Source organism: Sorangium sp. So ce367 (assembly GCF_051520455.1).
Taxonomy (GTDB): Bacteria; Myxococcota_A; Polyangia; order Polyangiales; family Polyangiaceae; genus Sorangium; species Sorangium cellulosum_B.
On sequence record NZ_CP150334.1, the window covers coordinates 8,075,494 to 8,093,735 of the forward strand.

General features: G+C 72.7%; 13 protein-coding genes and 11 tRNA genes. 9 read left to right on the top strand and 15 right to left on the bottom strand.

Annotation, left to right across the window (positions count from 1 at the left end):
• Window positions 1-13 precede the first annotated feature (13 nt).
• Both WME97_RS30440 and WME97_RS30445 read left to right on the top strand, forming a co-directional pair.
• The gene (locus tag WME97_RS30440) at window positions 14-1,606 is read left to right on the top strand and encodes a protein kinase domain-containing protein (protein WP_437542492.1); all 1,593 of its coding nucleotides are present in this window, start codon (window positions 14-16) and stop codon (window positions 1,604-1,606) included.
• 264 nt (window positions 1,607-1,870) lie between these two features.
• Window positions 1,871-2,926, top strand: coding sequence for a hypothetical protein (locus tag WME97_RS30445; RefSeq protein WP_437542493.1), 1,056 nt, complete (start codon window positions 1,871-1,873; stop codon window positions 2,924-2,926).
• Window positions 2,927-3,099: 173 nt separating this feature from the next.
• On the opposite strand, the gene WME97_RS30450 is transcribed toward WME97_RS30445, so the two are convergent.
• Complete coding sequence (locus WME97_RS30450; protein ID WP_437542494.1) at window positions 3,100-3,594, bottom strand: hypothetical protein; 495 nt, start codon at window positions 3,592-3,594, stop codon at window positions 3,100-3,102.
• Here WME97_RS30450 and WME97_RS30455 point away from each other — a divergent pair.
• The 4 genes from WME97_RS30455 to WME97_RS30470 all read left to right on the top strand — a co-directional run bounded on the left by WME97_RS30455 (window position 3,563) and on the right by WME97_RS30470 (window position 9,196).
• Window positions 3,563-4,540, top strand: a complete 978-nt coding sequence (locus tag WME97_RS30455; RefSeq protein ID WP_437542495.1) for a formylglycine-generating enzyme family protein — start codon at window positions 3,563-3,565, stop codon at window positions 4,538-4,540. The genes WME97_RS30450 and WME97_RS30455 overlap by 32 nt on opposite strands.
• A gap of 144 nt (window positions 4,541-4,684) precedes the next feature.
• On the top strand, window positions 4,685-5,773 hold the full coding sequence (locus WME97_RS30460) for a hypothetical protein (RefSeq protein ID WP_437542496.1): 1,089 nt from the start codon (window positions 4,685-4,687) through the stop codon (window positions 5,771-5,773).
• A 220-nt stretch (window positions 5,774-5,993) separates the two neighbouring features.
• Window positions 5,994-7,616 (top strand): protein kinase domain-containing protein, encoded by a 1,623-nt coding sequence (locus tag WME97_RS30465; RefSeq protein WP_437542498.1) that lies wholly within the window; start codon window positions 5,994-5,996, stop codon window positions 7,614-7,616.
• A gap of 365 nt (window positions 7,617-7,981) precedes the next feature.
• Window positions 7,982-9,196 (top strand): formylglycine-generating enzyme family protein, encoded by a 1,215-nt coding sequence (locus WME97_RS30470; RefSeq protein ID WP_437542500.1) that lies wholly within the window; start codon window positions 7,982-7,984, stop codon window positions 9,194-9,196.
• A 9-nt stretch (window positions 9,197-9,205) separates the two neighbouring features.
• Here WME97_RS30470 and WME97_RS30475 read toward each other — a convergent pair whose 3' ends face one another.
• Window positions 9,206-9,313 (bottom strand): hypothetical protein, encoded by a 108-nt coding sequence (locus tag WME97_RS30475; RefSeq protein ID WP_437542502.1) that lies wholly within the window; start codon window positions 9,311-9,313, stop codon window positions 9,206-9,208.
• Between the two features lie 396 nt (window positions 9,314-9,709).
• Here WME97_RS30475 and WME97_RS30480 point away from each other — a divergent pair, with 396 nt between their 5' ends.
• From WME97_RS30480 to WME97_RS30490, 3 genes are all read left to right on the top strand, one after another.
• Window positions 9,710-11,326, top strand: a complete 1,617-nt coding sequence (locus WME97_RS30480) for a DUF4215 domain-containing protein (protein ID WP_437542503.1) — start codon at window positions 9,710-9,712, stop codon at window positions 11,324-11,326.
• 54 nt (window positions 11,327-11,380) lie between these two features.
• Entirely contained in the window at window positions 11,381-12,433 is a 1,053-nt protein-coding gene (locus WME97_RS30485) for a hypothetical protein (RefSeq protein ID WP_437542504.1), read from the top strand.
• 734 nt (window positions 12,434-13,167) lie between these two features.
• Window positions 13,168-13,743 carry an HPF/RaiA family ribosome-associated protein gene (locus WME97_RS30490; protein WP_437542505.1) on the top strand — a complete coding sequence of 192 codons (576 nt, stop codon included), beginning with the start codon at window positions 13,168-13,170 and terminating at the stop codon, window positions 13,741-13,743.
• A 69-nt stretch (window positions 13,744-13,812) separates the two neighbouring features.
• On the opposite strand, the gene WME97_RS30495 is transcribed toward WME97_RS30490, so the two are convergent.
• The 13 genes from WME97_RS30495 to WME97_RS30555 all read right to left on the bottom strand — a co-directional run bounded on the left by WME97_RS30495 (window position 13,813) and on the right by WME97_RS30555 (window position 18,242).
• The gene (locus tag WME97_RS30495; RefSeq protein WP_437542506.1) at window positions 13,813-16,029 is read right to left on the bottom strand and encodes a protein kinase domain-containing protein; all 2,217 of its coding nucleotides are present in this window, start codon (window positions 16,027-16,029) and stop codon (window positions 13,813-13,815) included.
• A gap of 113 nt (window positions 16,030-16,142) precedes the next feature.
• Window positions 16,143-16,661 (bottom strand): HNH endonuclease, encoded by a 519-nt coding sequence (locus WME97_RS30500; RefSeq protein WP_437542507.1) that lies wholly within the window; start codon window positions 16,659-16,661, stop codon window positions 16,143-16,145.
• 60 nt (window positions 16,662-16,721) lie between these two features.
• Window positions 16,722-16,794 (bottom strand) — tRNA-Leu (locus WME97_RS30505).
• Window positions 16,795-16,798: 4 nt separating this feature from the next.
• Window positions 16,799-16,880, bottom strand: a tRNA-Leu gene (locus WME97_RS30510).
• Between the two features lie 15 nt (window positions 16,881-16,895).
• Window positions 16,896-16,969, bottom strand: a tRNA-Pro gene (locus tag WME97_RS30515).
• Between the two features lie 45 nt (window positions 16,970-17,014).
• Window positions 17,015-17,088 (bottom strand) — tRNA-Pro (locus WME97_RS30520).
• 86 nt (window positions 17,089-17,174) lie between these two features.
• Window positions 17,175-17,248: transfer RNA gene (locus tag WME97_RS30525), tRNA-Glu, on the bottom strand.
• An 88-nt stretch (window positions 17,249-17,336) separates the two neighbouring features.
• Window positions 17,337-17,407: transfer RNA gene (locus WME97_RS30530), tRNA-Gly, on the bottom strand.
• Window positions 17,408-17,585: 178 nt separating this feature from the next.
• Window positions 17,586-17,657 (bottom strand) — tRNA-Ala (locus WME97_RS30535).
• A 162-nt stretch (window positions 17,658-17,819) separates the two neighbouring features.
• A tRNA-Trp gene (locus WME97_RS30540) sits at window positions 17,820-17,889 on the bottom strand.
• Window positions 17,890-17,893: 4 nt separating this feature from the next.
• A tRNA-Asp gene (locus WME97_RS30545) sits at window positions 17,894-17,965 on the bottom strand.
• A gap of 7 nt (window positions 17,966-17,972) precedes the next feature.
• Window positions 17,973-18,095: transfer RNA gene (locus tag WME97_RS30550), tRNA-OTHER, on the bottom strand.
• A 75-nt stretch (window positions 18,096-18,170) separates the two neighbouring features.
• A tRNA-Arg gene (locus WME97_RS30555) sits at window positions 18,171-18,242 on the bottom strand.

An 18,242-nucleotide genomic window follows, 5' to 3' on the forward strand; every position in this document is an offset into this window, starting at 1 on the left:
TGAGCCTCCTCTCGTGTCGGTCATCCTTGCGGAGGGGACGGTCTTCGCGCGCCGCTACCGCGTCGAGCGCCTCATCGCCGCCGGCGCGATGGGGGCCGTCCACGAGGTGATTCACCTCGAGACCGAGCGCCGCCGCGCGCTCAAGGTCATGCACGCTCACCTCTTCCAGAGCGAGCAGATGCGCGCCCGCTTCAAGCAAGAGGCGCGCATCGCGGCGAAGATCGAGAGCGAGCACATCGTCGACGTCTTCGACGCGGGCATCGACGAGGCGACCGGCATGCCCTTCCTGGTCATGGAGCTGCTCCGCGGCGAGGAGCTCGGCGAGCGCATCAAGCGCGCCGGCCGCCTGCCGCCCGCCGAGGCCGTCACCTACCTCTACCAGACCGCGCTGGCCCTCGACCGTACCCACGCGGCGAACATCGTGCACCGCGACCTCAAGCCCGCGAACCTCTTCCTGTCGCAGCGCGAGGACGGCTCGGTGCGCGTGAAGATCCTCGACTTCGGCATCGCCAAGCTCGTCGCCGAGGGCGCGACCGCGGCGGGCACCACGAGCAGCCTCGGCACGCCGCTCTACATGCCCCCCGAGCAGTTCCACGGCCGCGCGAGGCTCACCGGCGCCGCGGACGTCTTCGCGCTCGGCATGATGGCCTATACGCTGCTCGTGGGCGCCTCGTACTGGGATCCCGAGGCGAGCAGCGTCGACGGCGTGTTCGCATTCGCGATGATCGCCGTCTTCGGGCCGCAGGAGCCGCCGGTGCAGCGGGCGCGCTCGATGGGCGTGACGCTGCCGCCGGCCTTCGACGCGTGGTTCGCCCGGGCCACGGCGGTCAGCCCCGCGGCGCGGTTCCAGCGGGCCACGGAGGCGGTGCGGGCCCTCGGCGAGGCGCTCGGCGTCCCGGCGGGCGGCAGCCGGGCGACGTTCCCGAGCGCGCCGTCCTGGCCCGGAACCGCCCCCGCCACCGCAGCGATGGCCCCCGCCCCCTTCACGGCCGAGCCGGCCCCGGCGGCGGCGAAGAGCGCGGGCCCGGAGCGCGACGCGAGCTCGTCCGGTCCGGCGCACGTGGGGAGCTCGACCGGCGCCGCGGTGTCCGGCATGCTGTCCCTGCCGTCGAGACCGAGCCGCGCCCCGCTCGCCGCAGGGCTTTCGGGGCTGGGGCTCCTCGTGCTGCTGGGCGGCGGCTGGCTCGCGCTGCGCGCCAGCCGCGGCGGCGATCCAGCGGCGGCAGCCGTCACGACGGCCGCGGCGGCTGCCATCACGACGGCCGCGGCGGCGCCGGAGACGACGTTGGCAGCGCCCGGGCCGACCCTCACGCCCGCGCCCGAGCCGACCCTCGCGCAGGCGCCCGTGCCGGCCCCCACGGCGCCGGAACCGACCGCCGCAGCGACGCCTCCTCCCCCCTCGGCGACGGCGCCGCGCGCGCCGTCCAGGGCGGTGGTGCAAGCCTCCACCGCCCCCGCGCCGATAACGCTCCGCCCGGGCGCGCCGTCACGGGAGCCCGCGGCCAAGCCATCGGCATCGGGGCAAAGGCCGCCCTCGGGCAACAAGAAGCCGCCTGCGCCGCAACAAACGACATCCACCGCTCCCTCCCCGTACGGCCGATATTGAGCTGCACCTCCGCGGCAGCGCCGGCTCGCCCCCTGCGCGCCGAGCTCCGCCTCGGTGGCAACGCCGGCTCACCCCCTGCGCGCGGAGCGTGTCCTCGTCTGCCTCCGATGGGTTGAGGCGCCGTCATGAAGGCACGGCTCAGCGCCCCGTTCCGCTCTCCTTCCCCTCCTTCCCACCTCTCCGGCGTCGTGCTCCAATCCGCCCGCCCGCCGCGCTCGTGACGGCGCGTCTCCCGCTCTCTCCTCACCTGCCGAGTGCCAGCGCATGCCTTGTCGTCTCCGCCGCTCCGCCCCTCTCCTCGCCGCCCTCGGCGTGCTCTCCCTCTCGGCTCCTGCGGCGGCGCAGGACGTCGCCGCCGCCGAGGCGCTCTTCGAGCGGGGGCTCGCCGACATGCAGGCAGGCCGTTACGAGACGGGCTGCAAGGCCCTCGCCGAGAGCGAGCGCATCGACCCTCAGCCCGGCACGCTCTTCACGCTGGCGTCCTGCGAGGCCCGATGGGGCCGCATCGCCACGGCGGTCGCGCGCTTCAAGGACTACCTGGCGCGTTTCGATCGGATGACGCCGGCCGAGCAGGCCCGTCAAGGCCAGCGGCCGAAGCTCGCGATGGAGGAGCGCGACCGGCTCTCGCCCCAGATTCCGAGGCTCGCGCTCTCCTTGCCGCCGGGTGCGCCGGCAGGCACCGTGGTCCGGCGCGACGGCTCCGTGCTGGGCGAGGCCGCGCTGGGCGTCGCGCTGCCCGTCGACCCCGGAGATCACCGGGTGTCGATCCAGGCGCCGGGAGCGCCCGTCCGGGAACAACACGTCACGATCGCGGCGGGCGAGACGAAAGAGCTCACGCTGGCGCTGAAGGACGCGCCGGCCGCCCAGGCCCCCGCGCCCCCTCCGAGGTCCCCGGCACCGGCGATCGTGCCGGCGCCCGCGCCGGCCTCACCGGAGGTTCCCGCAGGCCGCCGAACGGCTCTCTATCTGACGGGCGGGCTCGGCGCGGCGGGCCTCGTGCTGGGCGGCATCACCGGCGCGCTCGTGCTCGGCGAGAAGGGCACAATCGACGAGCACTGCGGCAGCGGGATCGAGGCCACGGACCCGAAGGCATGCGACACGACAGGGCGCGACGCCGGGAACAGCGCGAACACGCTGGCCACGGTGAGCACGATCGGATTCGCGGTGGGCCTGGCCGGGGTCGGGGCGGCGCTCGTCCTGTACCTCACCGAGCCGAAGGCGGCGGCACCGGCGGTCACCGCGAGCCCGAGGTGGATCAGCGCAGGCGTGCTGGAGGCAGGGCCCAATGGGGCCGTGTTGGGCGCGCGAGGGCGCTTCTGACGCCGACGACCGCGCCTTCGTAAGAGCATTCCTGGGGGCTACCGGCGCTATGGACAGCACCCGCGCAGCGGCTGTAGAGGAGTAGGCATGGTTGGCAGGCGCACGGGATGGTGGTGGGCTACCTCGGTCTTCGTCGCCAGCGGATGCGGCCTGATCGCCGATTTCGACGGCTACTACCTCGACGACCGAAGCGCCGCCGGGACCGGCGGGCAAGGCGGCAGCGGCGGCTCGGCCACCGGCACGACGACGAGCGGCGGCGGAGCAGGCGGCGACGGCTCGGGCGCCAGCGCGGCGACGACGGGCGCCGGCGGGGAGGGCGGCAGCGGCGACCCCGGCTCGACGAGCGCCGGCTCCGGCGGTGACGCCAGCGGCGGCGGCCCCGCCTCGACGAGCGCCGGCTCCGGCGGCGACGCCAGCGGCGGCGGCCCCGGCTCGACGAGCGCCGGCTCCGGCGGTGACGCCAGCGGCGGCGGCCCCGCCTCGACGAGCGCCGGCTCCGGCGGCGACGCCAGCGGCGGCGGCCCGACCTCCACCAGCAGCACCACAACGACGAGCTCCGCCACAACGACGACCGCCTCCACGACCGCGGCGACCACCTCGACGACCACCGCCAGCACCGGCGGGGGCGACGATTGCGTGACGGAGGAGAGGCGGTGTCTGAACAACACGCCGCAGCAGTGCTTCAACGGCGGATGGGAGAGCAGCCCGCCGTGCGGAGGGACGGCGCCCGTGTGCGTCGCGGGGACGTGCGTGAACCGGCCGAGCTGCGGTGGGCTGTCCGTGACGTGCGGTCCGGGAGGCGACGAGAGCTGCTGCACCGCATGGCCGGTCTTCGGAGGCACCTTCAACCGGGACAACAATCCCGCGTTCCCCGCCACGGTAGACGACTTCGAGATGGATCGGTTCGAGGTGACGGTGGGCAGGTTCCGGAGGTTCGTGGACGCCTATCCAGGCAGCCGCCCGCCGCGCGACGCGGGAGCGCACCCGGACATCGAGGGGAGCGGGTGGAGCCCGGACTGGGACTCGGCCCTCCCTCTCGACGCACCGGCGCTGAGGACGGCGATCCGGTGCAGCGGGATCTACAGCACGTGGACCGACACGCCCGGCGCCAACGAGCACCTCGCGATGAACTGCGTCCGCTGGCCCATCGCCTTCGCGTTCTGCGCGTGGGACGGGGGACGGCTGCCCACCGAAGCAGAGTGGAACTACGCAGCCGCCGGAGGGGACGAACAGCGTCACTATCCGTGGTCGCAACCCCCGGCCTCGACGACGCTCAATACCACCTACACGACCTACGCTTGCCTCATCGGCGCGTCGACCGGCTGCGAGTTCGATGACATGGTGCCCGTCGGATCGAGATCCCCGAGAGGAGACGGGCGGTGGGGGCACGCCGATCTGGCAGGGAGCATGGCGGAGTGGACGCTGGACTCGTTCCTGGGCGACTACCTGAACCCCTGCGTCAACTGCGCCCAGCTGGCGACGGCCGCGGACCGGTCCCTCCGGGGCGGGGGATGGAACGAGGATTCCTCCAGACTGCGAACGCTGAACCGCGGCCATCATCCCCAGAATGACTTCACCCGGTCGACCGGCATCCGCTGCGTGAGGTCGCTGTAGATGCTCGCGGGCCGCGCGCGTGTCGCGTCCTGGCTGCCCTGGCGGCCACGCTCTCCGAGGTCCCCTCTCCTGCCGGGTGCGCGCGCCTCGCGCCCTGGCGGCGACGCTCTCCGAGGTCCCCTCTCCTGCCGGGTGAGACAGAACATGACGCCTTGGTTCCGCCGGTCCGCACATCTGCTCGTCGCCCTCGCCTCGCTCTCGCTCGCCGCGCCCGCCGCGGCGCAGGACGCCGCGGCCGCGGAGGAGCTCTTCAATCGAGGGCTCGCCGACATGCAGGCAGGCCGCTACGAGTCGGGCTGCAAGATGCTCGCGGAGAGCGAGCAGCTCGATCCTCAGCCGGGTACGCTCTTCACGCTCGCCATGTGCGAGTCGCAGTGGGGCCGGATCGCCACGGCCGTGACGCAGCTCGGGAACTACCTGGCCTGGGTGGACCGGATGTCGCCGGCGCTGCGGGCCCGTCAAGGGGACCGGCCGAAGGCGGCGCGGGAGGAGCGCGATCGGCTCGCGCCGCGCGTGCCGCGGCTCTCTCTCTCGCTGCAGGACGGCGCCCCACCTGGCACGGTGGTGAAGCGCGATGGCAGCGCGATGGGACCGGCCGCGCTCGGCGTCGCGCTCCCGGTGAACCCCGGGGTACACCTGGTGTCGACCCAGGCGCCGGGAGGACCTCTGTGGGAACAGACCGTCGCGATCGCCGAGGGCGAGACCAAGGCGCTGACGCTGGAGGTCAAGGAAGCGATGGCTCCCAGCATCCCCACGCCGCCGGCGCCCGCCCCTGCGCAGCCCCCGACCGCCGAGGCGGGGTCGCAGCGCGACGCCCCGCGGCCGCTCGCAGTCCCGGACGAGGCGGCAGCCCCGGGAGGCCGGCGGGCGCTGGTCTACGTGGCCGGCGGGGTGGGTGCCGCAGGGCTCGTGGCGGGCGGGATCCTGGGCGCGCTCGCGCTCGACAAGAAGTCGGTCGTCGACGAGCACTGCGGCAGCCGGATCCAGGCCAGCGACGACAAGGCCTGTGATGCGACAGGGAACAAGGCCGCGCAGAGCGGGGGCACGATGGCGCTGATGAGCACCCTTGGCTTCGGGGTGGGGCTGGCCGGGCTAGGCGCAGCCGCGGTGCTGTACTGGACGGAGCCGAAGCCGGCCGGCCCGGCGACGGGCGCCGCCCCGCGATGGCTCCGCGCGAGCGTGCTGCAGGCCGGGCCGACGGGGGCGGTCCTCGGCGCCCAGGGCACCTTCTGACCAGCGGCGGCGCCTTCCGGAGGATTCCGGAGGAGGAGCGGCCCTTGGCAACTGTGCAACTGTGCAACTGCGTAAGTGCGTAAATGCGTAAGTGCGTAACTGCGTAACTGCGTAACTGCGCGACATCATGACAGGACGGGCGCGCCGCCAGCAGGGGCCGTCGCGGCAAGCCCCGAGGAGGCCTTGACGCCGGGGGCGCCCGACGGGATCCTCTTGGCTCGTGTCGACTGCACTCGCGGACGGGTCCGTCTTTGCGCGCCGCTACCGTGTGGTCCGCCTCATCGCCTCGGGCGCCATGGGCGCCGTCCACGAGGTCGTCCACCTCGAGACCGAGCGACACCGAGCTCTCAAGGTGATGCACGCGCACCTCTTCGAGAGCGAGGAGATGCGCGAGCGCTTCAAGCGAGAGGCGCGCATCGCGGCGAACATCGAGAGCGAGCACATCGTCGATGTGTTCGACGCGGGCGTCGACGAGGCGACCGGCATGCCCTTCCTGGTCATGGAGCTGCTGCGCGGCGAGGAGCTCGGCGAGCGCCTCAAGCGCGTCGGCCGCCTGCAGCCCGACGAGGCCGTGACCTACCTCTACCAGGCCGCGCTGGCCCTCGACCGCACCCACGCGGCGAACATCGTCCACCGGGACCTCAAGCCCGCGAACCTCTTCCTGTCGCAGTGCGAGGACGGCTCGGTCCGCGTGAAGATCCTGGATTTCGGCGTCGCGAAGCTGGTCGCCGACGGCGCCACCGCGGCCGGCGCCACCCGCAGCCTCGGCACGCCGCTCTACATGGCGCCCGAGCAGTTCCATGTCGGCAAGAAGCTCACCGGCGCTGCAGACATCTACGCGCTGGGCATGATGGCGTACGCGCTGCTGGTGGGTCTCCCGTACTGGGACCCCGAGGCCAACGAGGCAGGTGATGTGATCGCCTTCGCGATGCTGGCCGTCCGCGGCCCGCAGGAGCCGCCGGTGCAGCGGGCGCGCTCCGTCGGCGTGATGTTGCCGCCGGGCTTCGATGCGTGGTTCGCCCGGGCCACGGCGGTCGACCCCGCGGCGCGGTTCCGCAAGGCCACGGAGGCGGTGCACGCCCTGGGCGAGGTGTTCGGCATGCCGGTGGGCGGTGGCCGCCGCGCGAGCTTCCCGAGCGCGCCGTCCTACGCCGGCATGCTCCAGGGCCCGTCGTCCTCACCCGCGCGGCTCTCGAGCCCGCCGTCCTCGCCCGGAGCGCGCCCGAGCTCGCCGTCGTCACCCGAGCTATCGCCGGCCCTCATGAGAACGGAATCCGCGCTGGGGACGACCCCGTCCCCGGAGCACCTCTCCGGCTCGCACCGCGTGCGGCTGACAGAGGCCTCGACCGGCGCGGCCACCACCTCGCTGCCGCCGAAGCCGCGCCGGGCGCCAATCGCCGCTGGGATGGCCTTGCTGGGGGTCGCGATGCTCGTGGTCGCAGCCCTCTGGATCGCGCAGCGCGCGGAGAGCGAGGGAGAACCGGCGGTGCCGGACGTGGTCGCCGCGAGCCCGCTGAGCCCGGGCCAGGGCACGGCGCCGCCCGCGGGCAACCCGACGGCGCTCGATCCGAGCGCGGCAGCGCCCCAGCCGAGCGCTGCGGCGCCGGAGCCGGCCGCAGCGACGCCCGAGCCGAGCGCGGCGGTGGCGCCCGCGCCGGCCTCGGCGCCCCCTCCGACGGTGACGCCGTCCGCCGAGGCACGCGTCCATGCGGCGCCCCCCAGGAGCGCGACTGCGCCGGTGCGCCCGAACAAGCCGACGACGACCGCGCCCAGGCCGGTCGCGAGCGGCAAGGCGCCAGCCCCGATCAAGCCGGCCCCCAGCACGCTGTTCGGGCGCTACTGAGGTCGCCAGCCGGAGCCCTCCTCCACCGAGACGGCGCGCCCGCACCGCTGCAAGGAGCAGTGTTTTCCCGGGCTGCATCGGAGGCGACGGGCTCGGTCGACGACGCCCATGGGGTCGAGCGCTACAACCGGAAGGCTCGGGAGGCTCGCGCTCTCCCTGCCGGCGGGCACCGTGGTGCGGCGCGACGGCTACGTGCTGGGTGAGGTCAGGAGTGGACGCAGCCACTCTTCTTGCATCGTCGGGATGTCGTCGTGCCCGTAGGCCCGGCCATCCCGCTGGAGGCGGCGCAGCCGCGCGCGTCGCCGGGTAAGATCGCGGGCGCGTGCCGCGGTGGACAGCGCGGGGAGAGTGGGCAAAGAGGAGATATGAAGAGCAAGCGCACGCGTCGGTGGTGGTGGGCGGCATCGGCCTTCATGGCAAGCGGCTGCACGGCGATACTGGGGCTGGACAAGGACTATCACCCGTTCGAAGGCGCAGGCGGCGACACCGTATCCGGCGGAGGCGACGCAAGCTCGGGCCGCGGCGGCGCCGGCAATGGCAGCGGCGCCGGCAATGGCGGCGGCGCCGGCGCCGGCGAGTGCACGCGCGGCGACGCGCGGTGCTCGGACAACCGGCTAGAGCGGTGCAACGACCGCGGTCAGTGGGACGCCCCGGAGCCGTGTCCTGCAGAGGCGCCCGTGTGCAGCGGACGGGCGTGCACGACGCCCCCGAGCTGCGAAGGGCTGCCATCGACGTGCGGGCCGGGCGAAAGCGAGAGCTGCTGCGCGAGCGCGGTGGTGCCCGGGGGGACCTTCGACCGCGGCAACGATGCTGCATATCCAGCGACGGTGAGCGACTTCCGGCTGGATCGCTTCGAGGTGACGGTGGGGAGGTTCCGGAAGTTCTTCGAGGCGTACCCCGGCAGCCAGCCCGCGGCCGACGCGGGAGCGCACCCGGGCATCCAGGGGAGCGGGTGGAACCCGGCCTGGAGCAGCGAGCTGCCCCCGGACGCGGCGGCGCTGCAAGCAGCGGTGATGTGCAATCCGGACAACGCGGACATGCGGACGTGGACGGAGGCGGCGGGCGCCCAGGAGCACCTGCCGATGAACTGCGTGAGCTGGTATGTCGCCTTCGCGTTCTGCGCGTGGGACGGGGGCCGGCTCCCGACAGAAGCCGAGTGGAACTACGCGGCGGCCGGCGGGGACGAGCAGCGGCAGTATCCGTGGTCGAATCCGCCGGAGTCGACGACCATCGACGCGAGCTACGCCTCCTACGATTGCAGGGAGAGCACGGCGCCCGGCTGCACGTTCCAGAGCGACTTCAGCGACATCGTGCACGTCGGGTCCCGCTCGCCGAAGGGCGACGGGCGGTGGACGCAGGCAGATCTCGGCGGGAGCATGAGGGAGTGGATGCTGGATGGGTACGGGACCTATCCGGCGGAATGCGTCGACTGCGCCAACCTGGCGGACACCTCGAACCGGGTGGTCCGCAGCGGGAGCAGCTTCGGCACGCCGAGCTATCTGCTGACGTCCGAGCGGGTCAGCGTCGCGCCGTCGGCGCCCTATTACAGCCTCGGCGTGCGGTGCGCGAGGACGCCGTAGCGGCCGCGATCAGCCGAAGAAGTCGAACGCCATCCCGGCGCCCCGCTCGCGCGCGGCGGCGTAGATGACCCGCGCGAGCGCGACGTCCTGGATGGCGAGCCCGGTCGAGCCGAACACGGTGATGCCGCCTCGCCGCGCCCGTTCAGCTTGCCCGCGACGACCTCGCCGAGCGTGCCCTGGATGTGCTCGCGGCGCAGGGCGCCCGCGCGCGCGGCGACGGCCGCCTCCATGGCGAGGGTGCCAACGAACGCACGTGTTCCGGCGGCGCACCGGTGGGCTCGCGTGCTACGCGCGCCGCCTCGGTACGCCCTCTTTCCGCGAAACGGCCCGCTGTCCGGCGCGGATCGCGCATGACGAGCCCGCGGCAAACGCGGCGCGCCAAGAGCACGGATGCCGTGAACCAGAACCAGGGGTTGGCAGGCGAAGCCGTTGCACTGAAGATGGTGCGGCGCTGCGCCGTGGGGTGGAGTGCACCTCACGTCTCGACAATCTCTCTTCTGGTGGAGCGGGTGGATGAACGTACGACTCGTTGCAGGTCTCTTTGTGCTCGCGCTCTCGACGACCGCTGGGTGCGGCGGCGATGACGGCGAACGTGGCGAAGGCGGCGCCGGTGGCGCCGGCGGCTCCGGCGGCACCGAGCCCACGGGCAGCGGCGCCGGTGCGTCGGGCGCGACCGGCACGGGCGGCAGCGGTGGCGCCGAGCCTGCGGGCTCGGGCGGCAGCGGCGGCGCCGGTGGCGCCGGCGGCTCCGGCGGCGCCGAGCCCGCGGGCACCGGCGGCGCGGGTGGCACCGAGCCCACGGGCACCGGCGGCGCGGGTGGCGCCGAGCCCACCGGCACCGGCGGCTCCGGCGGAGCGAGCCCCTCGCCCTATGGAGCGGCGTGCACCTCCGACGCTGCCTGCCCCGAGGACTACTGCATCACCGAGCGCGAGTGGGGATGGCCGGCCGGCGCCTGCGCGGGCCAGTGCGATCCCGCCGTGGGAGACTGTCCCAACGGCGGCTTCTGTGAAGATTTCGGCGAGGGCCTGGGGTTGTGCCTCCTTCTGTGCAGCGGGCCGGAGGATTGCCGCGACGGCTACCGGTGCAGCGAGGTCAGGGGCGAGCGCACCGCGTGCATCCCTGGGTGCACCGAGAACTCGCAGTGCCGGACGCTCGGCGTGTGCGACACGCTCGACGGCCTCTGCAAGCTCGGCGAGACGGACTGCTCCGACGGCGAGGACGATGAGGGCGACGAGCGCGTCGACTGCGCGGACAGCGACTGCGCCGCGATCTGCCGCCCGCTCGTCGACGCAGCCTGCGCGGACGCGGCGCCGGTGACGACGACCACGATCGAGGGCGATACGTCGCTGGGCACGCGCGTGTTCGAAGGCACCTGCGGGGGCGTGGGGCCCGAGGACGTCCACCTGTTCACGCCTCCCGCTGGGCAGTCGGGCACGCTCCGCGTCGTGCTCCAGTCGGGGGCGGGGGATCACGCCCTCTACGCCCGCACGGCGTGCGCGGACGGATCCACCGAGATCGCCTGCCAGGACCAGGCCTCCCCCTCGGGTGCCGGGCCTGAAATCGCGCTCGTCGTGAGCAAGGACCAGGAGGTGCCGATCTTCGTCGACGCCGTCACGTCCGCTGGCGCAGGGCCGTACACGCTGGAGCTCTCGTTCTCTCCGGCCACCTGCGGGGACGGCACCGTCAGCCGGCCCGAGGAGTGCGACGACGGCAACACCGTCAGCAGCGACGGCTGCTCCGCCGAGTGCACCTGGGAGCTCGACGACATCTGCGCGGACGCGCCCGTGGCCGTCCTGGGCGAGAACCGGGGCAACACGACGAGCGGGACGATGGTGTTCGACGGCACCTGCACGAGGCCCGGGATGCGGGAGGGGATCCACGCGATCACGCCGCCGAGCGCCGGCAGGCTCAGGGTGGTGCTGTCCTCCGAGACCGATCAGGGCTTCTACGTGCGGGCCGGCTGCACGGGCCGGCAGCTGGCGTGCATCGAGGAGCAGATCAAAGGCCGCGACGAGAGGACCGATATCACCGTCGACGGCGGCGTGCCGCTGTTCATCTTCGTCGAGCCGTACAACACGCAGGACGCCGGCCCCTACACGCTCAACCTCTCCTTCACGCCCTCGGGCTGAGGTCCCGCGCCTCGGAGCGCCCTCTCGCCGGGGCGGATGCGGTACGCTGCCCGCGTGCTCTCCGCCCCGCCTCCCCCTCAGCCACTTCGCCCCGCGCGCTGGCTCGCCGCCGCGTTGCTCGCCGTAGGCGCGTGCCAGCCGGCTTCGGCGCCGCCGGCCCGCGCCTCCCAGGACGCCGCGACGCCCCCCGGCGCGACCGGCGCCGCGACGCCGGCGCCTCACGACGGCGCCCCGCCGCCGCGGCCCGCGCCGCCCCCCCGCGGCGGCAACGGGCAGCCGGCGCTGGTGGCCGCGAGCGACGGCGCGGCGCTCGATAGCCGGTCTCCGGTGAGGCTCCCGCCGCCGCCGTTCGGCGCGGCGCTCGTCCGGCGCGCGCCGGCCGGAAGCTCCGCCGCGCCGCGCCTCGTGAAGATCGCCGAGAAGAAGAACCAGATCACGGACGAGGCGGCATGGTTCACCACGAACGGCCTCGCGCTGCCGATGATCACGCCGGCGCCTGGCGCGGACGCGGGCGGGGCGAGCGACACCTTCCCCTCCTTCGCTCCCGAGCGCTACCGCGATCAAGCGCTCGTCAAGGTGATCGACCACGGGGCACACAGCGCGCTGCTCTACGGCCCGAACTTCGCCGAGGCGCGTTTCGTCGCGATCCTCGACGCGGCGCGCACGATCGTCGCCTTCTTCGACTTCGAGAGCTTCCTCATGCCGCCTGCGTTCGAGCCCAAGGAAGCCGGCTTCGTGAAGGGCAGCATCGGCTGGGCCGCGGTCGAGGACGGCGTCCTCTACGTCTCGTCGGGGCACAGGACGTATGCGGCCTCGTCGAAGGGCAAGAACGCCTACCTGTCGGCCATCGAGCTCGCCTCGGGACAGCTCCTCTGGCAGAGCGCGCCGCTCGTCTGCAACGCAGAGAACTTCGTCTTGCATGGAGATCACCTCCTCTGCGGATACGGCTTCACGGCCGAGCCGGATTTCCTCTATGTCCTCGAGCGCGCCACCGGCAAGGTCGTCTCGAAGCTGCCGCTGAAGAGCGGCCCCGAGTTCCTTGTCGAGAAGGACGGCAAGCTCTTCGTCCGCACCTACGACACGGATTACGTCTTCGAGATCCGCTGAAGCGGGGCCCCGGCGCGCCGAGGAGCGAGATCGATCCAAGGGCCACGGGGGCACGGGGGCGAGCTCGGGCGCACGGCGCAGGGCGCGTGGCAGGCCGAGCGGGGGAGCGCGAGCCGGCGGCGCGGCGGCGTTCGCGGCGCGGGCGCTCGCCCTCGTGCTCGCCATCCTGTCGCTGCTCCTGCGCCGCACGACGACACGACGACGCGCCGTGCGCACGTGCTCCCGATCGGCACGGCGGGCGGGCCTTCGCGTCGCTCCGCGCTCCGTGAGGGCCCGTCGTGGCCGCCGCCCCCTCGCGGCGCCCCCTGGTGGCAGAGCTCGTCAGGCCGGGCGGCACGGCTCCCGGACGCGACACGCGTGGGGCGCCGACGAGACGCCACGGAACGACGTGAAGCCCGCCGCGCGTCGCAAACTGCCCCAGGAGAGGGCGCCCCGTCGCTTCGTGCCACACCGCCGCGCCACCCTGGAGATCCACGAGGGACGCAAGAACTGGCTCCCTCCGCGCAGAGCCTGCGCCTCCGCGCGCGCGCCTGGCGCGCTCGACCGTGAAGGAGCGCGCCGCGCGGCTGGTGCGCGGCTGAGCGGCCATGGCAGCGAACTTGCTACCTGTTCATGCCGAGCACACGCGAGGTGGTCACGGTCGCAGGGCCGATCCCTCCGAGCCTGCGCCTCCGGCGAAGCAGACGCATACCGACGATGCTACAGCGTGATTTGAAGCGATGAAAGGAGAGAGCATGCAAGTGGAGCTCACCTTCCGACACATCGGCAAAAGCCCCTCGCTCGAGGAGCTGATCCGGGAGCAAGCGAACAAGATCGAGCGCTTCAACGACCACATCAACAGCTGCGCGGTGGTGGTCGAGCGCGACCACGCGAGCATGGGCACGGGCGGAGAGTACCGCGTGCGCATCGACCTCCACGTGGCCGGCAAGCACGAGATCGTGAGCGAGGAGCGGGCGGCGAGGAACCTGCTGCCGGCGGCGGTGCGCGACGTGTTCCAGCGCGCCGGTCGCCAGCTCAAGAAGCTCGCTGACGAGCAACGGAGCGAGGTGAAGGCACACCCGGCGCAGGACACGGCCGGCGTCATCGCGAAGCTGTTCAACGACTACGGGTTCATCACGACGATCGATGGTCGGGAGATCTATTTCCACGAGCGAAGCATCGTATCGGCTCCGTTCGCCGATCTGAGGGTCGGCATGGGCGTCGCCTACACCGAGGAGGACGGCAACGAGGGGCCTCAGGCGAGCAGCGTGCGCGTCGTGGACGCGCGCGGCGGCAACCGTGGCCGCGAGGAGATACCTACGCTCAGCTAGCCCGAATGCGCAGGGCGCGCGGGGCTCGAGCGCGCGGCGCGAGCCCCGCCTCCCCGCGGTCCGCCGAGGCTATATCGTCGTATCGCGTCGCCACCGCCAGCGGGGCGCCGGCCGAGGCCTCGAGTCCGCCGGGGGCTCTGCCGGCGGCGTCGCGATCTCCTCTCTCTCTTCCTTCGCAGGGGGCATCTCCCCGTCCGCGGGAGGCTCTGGCTGCGGCGGCGCCCTCCGCTGCCGCAGGGCGCACTCCTCGTTCTGCCTCTCCAGCGCGTCGATCTGCGTGGAGGCCTCGTCGAGCCTGCGCTCGAGCAAGCCCGCGCGCGTCGACTCGCGCCTCAGCTCCGACAGGACCGCCCTGAGCTCTTGCTCTCTCGAGCGGAGGGCGGTCCTCACCCTCTCGCGCTCATCCTCGGCCTGTCCGAGCCGCGCCGACAGGCGCTCGCGGTCGCCCTCGAGCCCGGCGATCTCGCGCTCCATGGCGCTCCTCGACTGCTCGTAGCGCTCGTCCGCCTCGGCCTTCGCGGCGGCCGCGGCCTGGGCCGCGCGCCTCGCGCGGAGCTCGGCGCCCTCGGCCAGGCGCTTCGCCTCGGTCATCGAGTCCCTGGCGGAGTTCGCGCTCTTCGCGTCGTCGCTCGCCTTCATCGCAAACGCGAGCGCCTCCTCGGTGGCGCGCTGCGCCTCGGTCATCTTCGCGAGGGCCTCCTGCGCGGAGGAGTTCGCGGCCGCCTCGAGGCGGCTGTGCTCCCGCGCGGCGCGCTCGGCGGCCTCGGCGGTCGCCCGCGCCTGCGTCGCGTGCACCCAGAACACCGTGGTCGTCGCGACCATGCCCATCAGGAAGACCACGCCGAGCGCAAGGAGCACCCTCGTGAGCCGCTCGCGGCGGGCCTCCGCGCCGAGGGCCGCGTCGAGGAAGCTGCGCTCCAGGCCCGAGAGATCGTCGATGTCCCGGGCCCACGCGGACAGCTCGTGCAGCGCCTTGCCGCGCGGCAGGAGCCTCGGCGCCCTGCCGCTCGCGACCCACATAGAGAGCGCCTCGTCGAGCTCCTTCTTCGCCCGGCCGAGCCGGTGCAGCGCCGTCGCCACCTCCGCCATGCGCGGCCGCGCATCCGGGTCGAACGACAGCACCCGGTGGACGAGGGCGACGAGATCGGGCGGCGTGGCGGCGCTCATCGGGGGCGGCCACGCGCCGCGCGGCGCGTCGGGCGTCTGCCCCTCGAGCAGCTCGTAGAGGATGACGCCGAGGGAGTAGACGTCCGCCTTGACGTCGACGCTCCCGGAGTGGCGCTCCTGCTCCGGCGCCATGTAGCTCCTCGTTCCGAGGCCCCACGCGCCTTCCTGCGTGAACGGCATCGTGGGCTGTCCCGCGCCCCCGCCGCTCGACGCGGGCCCGGCGGGCTCGATGGACACGCGCCCCGCTGCAGAAGAGACCACCCCGGGCGGGATCTCGACCGGCGCGGGGAGGATCTGGATCGCAGGCCTCTCGAGGCTCACGCGAGGAAGGCTCCGGAGCGCGTCGTCCTCGCGCGGGTCGCTCTCCGCTGTCGAGCTCCCTTCGCTGTCCGCCGTCGTGCGCGCGTCGCTCGCAGGGCCGCTCGCCATCCCCGCCCGGCCGGCGGCGCTCTCGGGGTCGGGCGCCATCCCCACCGTCGGCGCGGTCGGCGCCGAGAGCTCGGTGCGGAGCGTGGGCACGGACGCAGGCGCGAGGGAGCCCCTCGCGTCCAGCTCCAGCACCTCGGGGAGGCCGCCCCAGAGGACCTTCGCGATGCCGAAATCGAGGATCTTGACGCGGCTGCCCCCGGGGGCGAGCTCGTCGTCGATCACCATGATGTTCTCCGGCTTCAGATCGCGGTGGACGACCTTGGACGCGTGGGCCGCGGCCATGGCCGACGCGATCTGGTAGCCGAGCCGCACGACCTGCCGCGGCCGATCCGCGGCCGGCACGGCCTGCACCCAGTCGCGCAGCCCCCGCCCGTCCAGGTACTCCATCACGATGTAGGGCGAGCCGTCCTCGAGCTCACCGGAGTCGAAGACTCGGACGATACCGGGGTGGTTGATGATGTTGACGGCGATCGCCTCCTGCCGGAAGCGAGCCACGACGTCCGGCCGGCGGGCGTAGTCGCCGAGCAGCACCTTGATCGCCGCCCGAGCCCGCGTCTTCGGGTGCCGCGCGCGGAAGACGCGCCCCATCCCGCCGCGGCCGAGCTCCCCCTCGATGAGCCAGCCCCGCAGGATCGCGGGGAACGGCGCGTCCTCGTCCTCCGCGCGGCCTTCGGCCTGACGCGTCTCCATGCCTGCCCATCCTGCACCCGCGCGGCCGCCGGTGGAAGCCCCGACGCGCGCCGGCGCGCCCGACCCGCCGTCTGCACGACGGGCCGCGGACGCGCCGGCGCGAGGGGCTCAGCTCACCCCGAGCTCGCGCAGTAGCCTGCCCACAGCTCCGGGATGCGCCGCTCGCTCAGGCCCATCACGGGCGCAGGCGGCAGCCACTTCGGCTTCACCGGGGCGCGGAGCAGCTTCATGCCGGCCTGCTCCGGCGTACGCCCCCGCTTCGCCGAGTTGCACGCGTAGCAGGAAGCGACGATGTTGTCCCAGACGGTCTTGCCACCCTGCACACGCGGGATGACGTGATCGTAGTTGAGCTCACGGGCCACCTTCTGCACGCCGCAGTACTGGCAGCGGAAGCCGTCGCGCAGGAGGACGTTGAGCCGCGAGAACTTCACGCCGCGCTTCATCCCCAGCGTCGGCCGCTTCAGCCGCACCACCGCAGGCGCGTTGATGGAGAGCGACGGCGACCGGATGACGTCGTCGTACACCTCGATGACCTCCACCTTACCCAGGAAGCTCATCGTGACGGCGGTCTGCCAGGGGATGACCTTATGGGGCACCATCCATGGCGTCAAAAGCAGCGTCTGCGCGGTCATGGCCCACCTCTCTATCGTCTCTTTCTCTTCATGACGTCACTCCAGGTTAGACGCAATCGGTGCCCGGGGAGGGAGTCGAACCCCCAGATGGCTGGGTCTAAGCCAGCAGCGTTTGCCGTTTCGCCACCCGGGCAGGGTGTCACCGGTGGGACTCGAACCCACATACCCCGAAGGGCGCAGGATCTCAGCCTGCCACGTATGCCGTTCCGTCACGGTGACGTCCGCGCGACGCGGTCTGAGTGGGAGGATTCGAACCTCCAGCCCCCGGCTCCCCGAGCCGGTGCTCTACCAGGTTGAGCCACACCCAGAGGGTCTTCGTCGCGCGTCGCGGCGGAGCTGTCGCTCCTCCGCGGTCTGGGTGGGGGGATTCGAACCCCCAGTCCCCGGCTCCCGAAGCCGGTGCTCTACCAGGTTGAGCCACACCCAGAAAGTTCTCATCAAGATGGAATTGGCAGGCTCGCTCGCTCGGGCGCGGGCTCTCAAAGGAGCACGCTGGCGAGCGGAGCGGCCCGGTGTCCCCAGCGGGATTCGAACCCGCGCCTCCGGAGCGAAAATCCGGCCGCCTGAGCCTCTAGCGAGATGGGGACAGGGTCACATGTTCAGGAGCGCCGACCTGCGGCCCCGGCGCCGCGACGTCGCTGGCGCAGAGCGCCGCGAGGCGCGGCCCCTGAAGGGAGCGGTGGAGGAGAATCGAACTCCCGTCGCGAGCCTGGCACGCTCGCACTCTACCGTTGAGCTACCACCGCGGGTTCATCGAAAAAAGAGGCGGGCCGCCGGGCGCCGCGCGCCCGCACATCGTGTGCGGCCGCCGGACGACGGCCCGCCTCGGCAACGAGACGAACGAACGGGCAAAGGGCGCCGTGGGGAGGCCCCAAGGGGGAACTGCCAAGCGGCATGGTAACCCACGAACATTGGCCCGTCCGGTGGAGCGACGAGGGGTCGAACCTCGATCCCTGCCGTGCGAAGGCAGTGTTCTCCCGGTTGAACTATCACCCCGAGCCAGCGGTCCTGGCGTCAGATCTTCATCATCGAACATCCATCTCCTTGTCTCCCCAGGTCCTTTACTCCCTTTATCTCCTTTACCTCCTTTACCTCCTTGCCCATTGGACGATCACGCATCGTTCTTATTGGGATCATCGCGCTCCTTTTTTTTTGCGGCGGGGTGTGAAGGAATCGAACCTTCTCGCAGGAGTTTTGGAGGCTCCGCCGTCTCCATGACGCACACCCCAAGGCGCCCCCGAGGAGGATCGAACTCCCCTCACCTGATCGACAATCAGGCTGCCTCACCAGATGCATACGAGGGCAAACCAGCGCCGCCGACGGGATTCGAACCCGCGTCATCCAGATTAACGGTAACCGTCCTCCTTCGGCCCGGATCGGGCAAATGGTGGAGAGCGGAATGTCAGGTGCTCTACCAGGCTGAGCTACGGCGGCATGGTCGGGATCCGAGAACCGTCGTCCTTCGGCCCGGATCGGGCGAGAGAGCGGGCGACGGAGAGGGGATCCCGGCGCCCCCGGCGGGACTCGAACCCGCATCGACCGGCTTCGTAGGCCGGCCCCTATCCATTCGGGCTCGGGGGC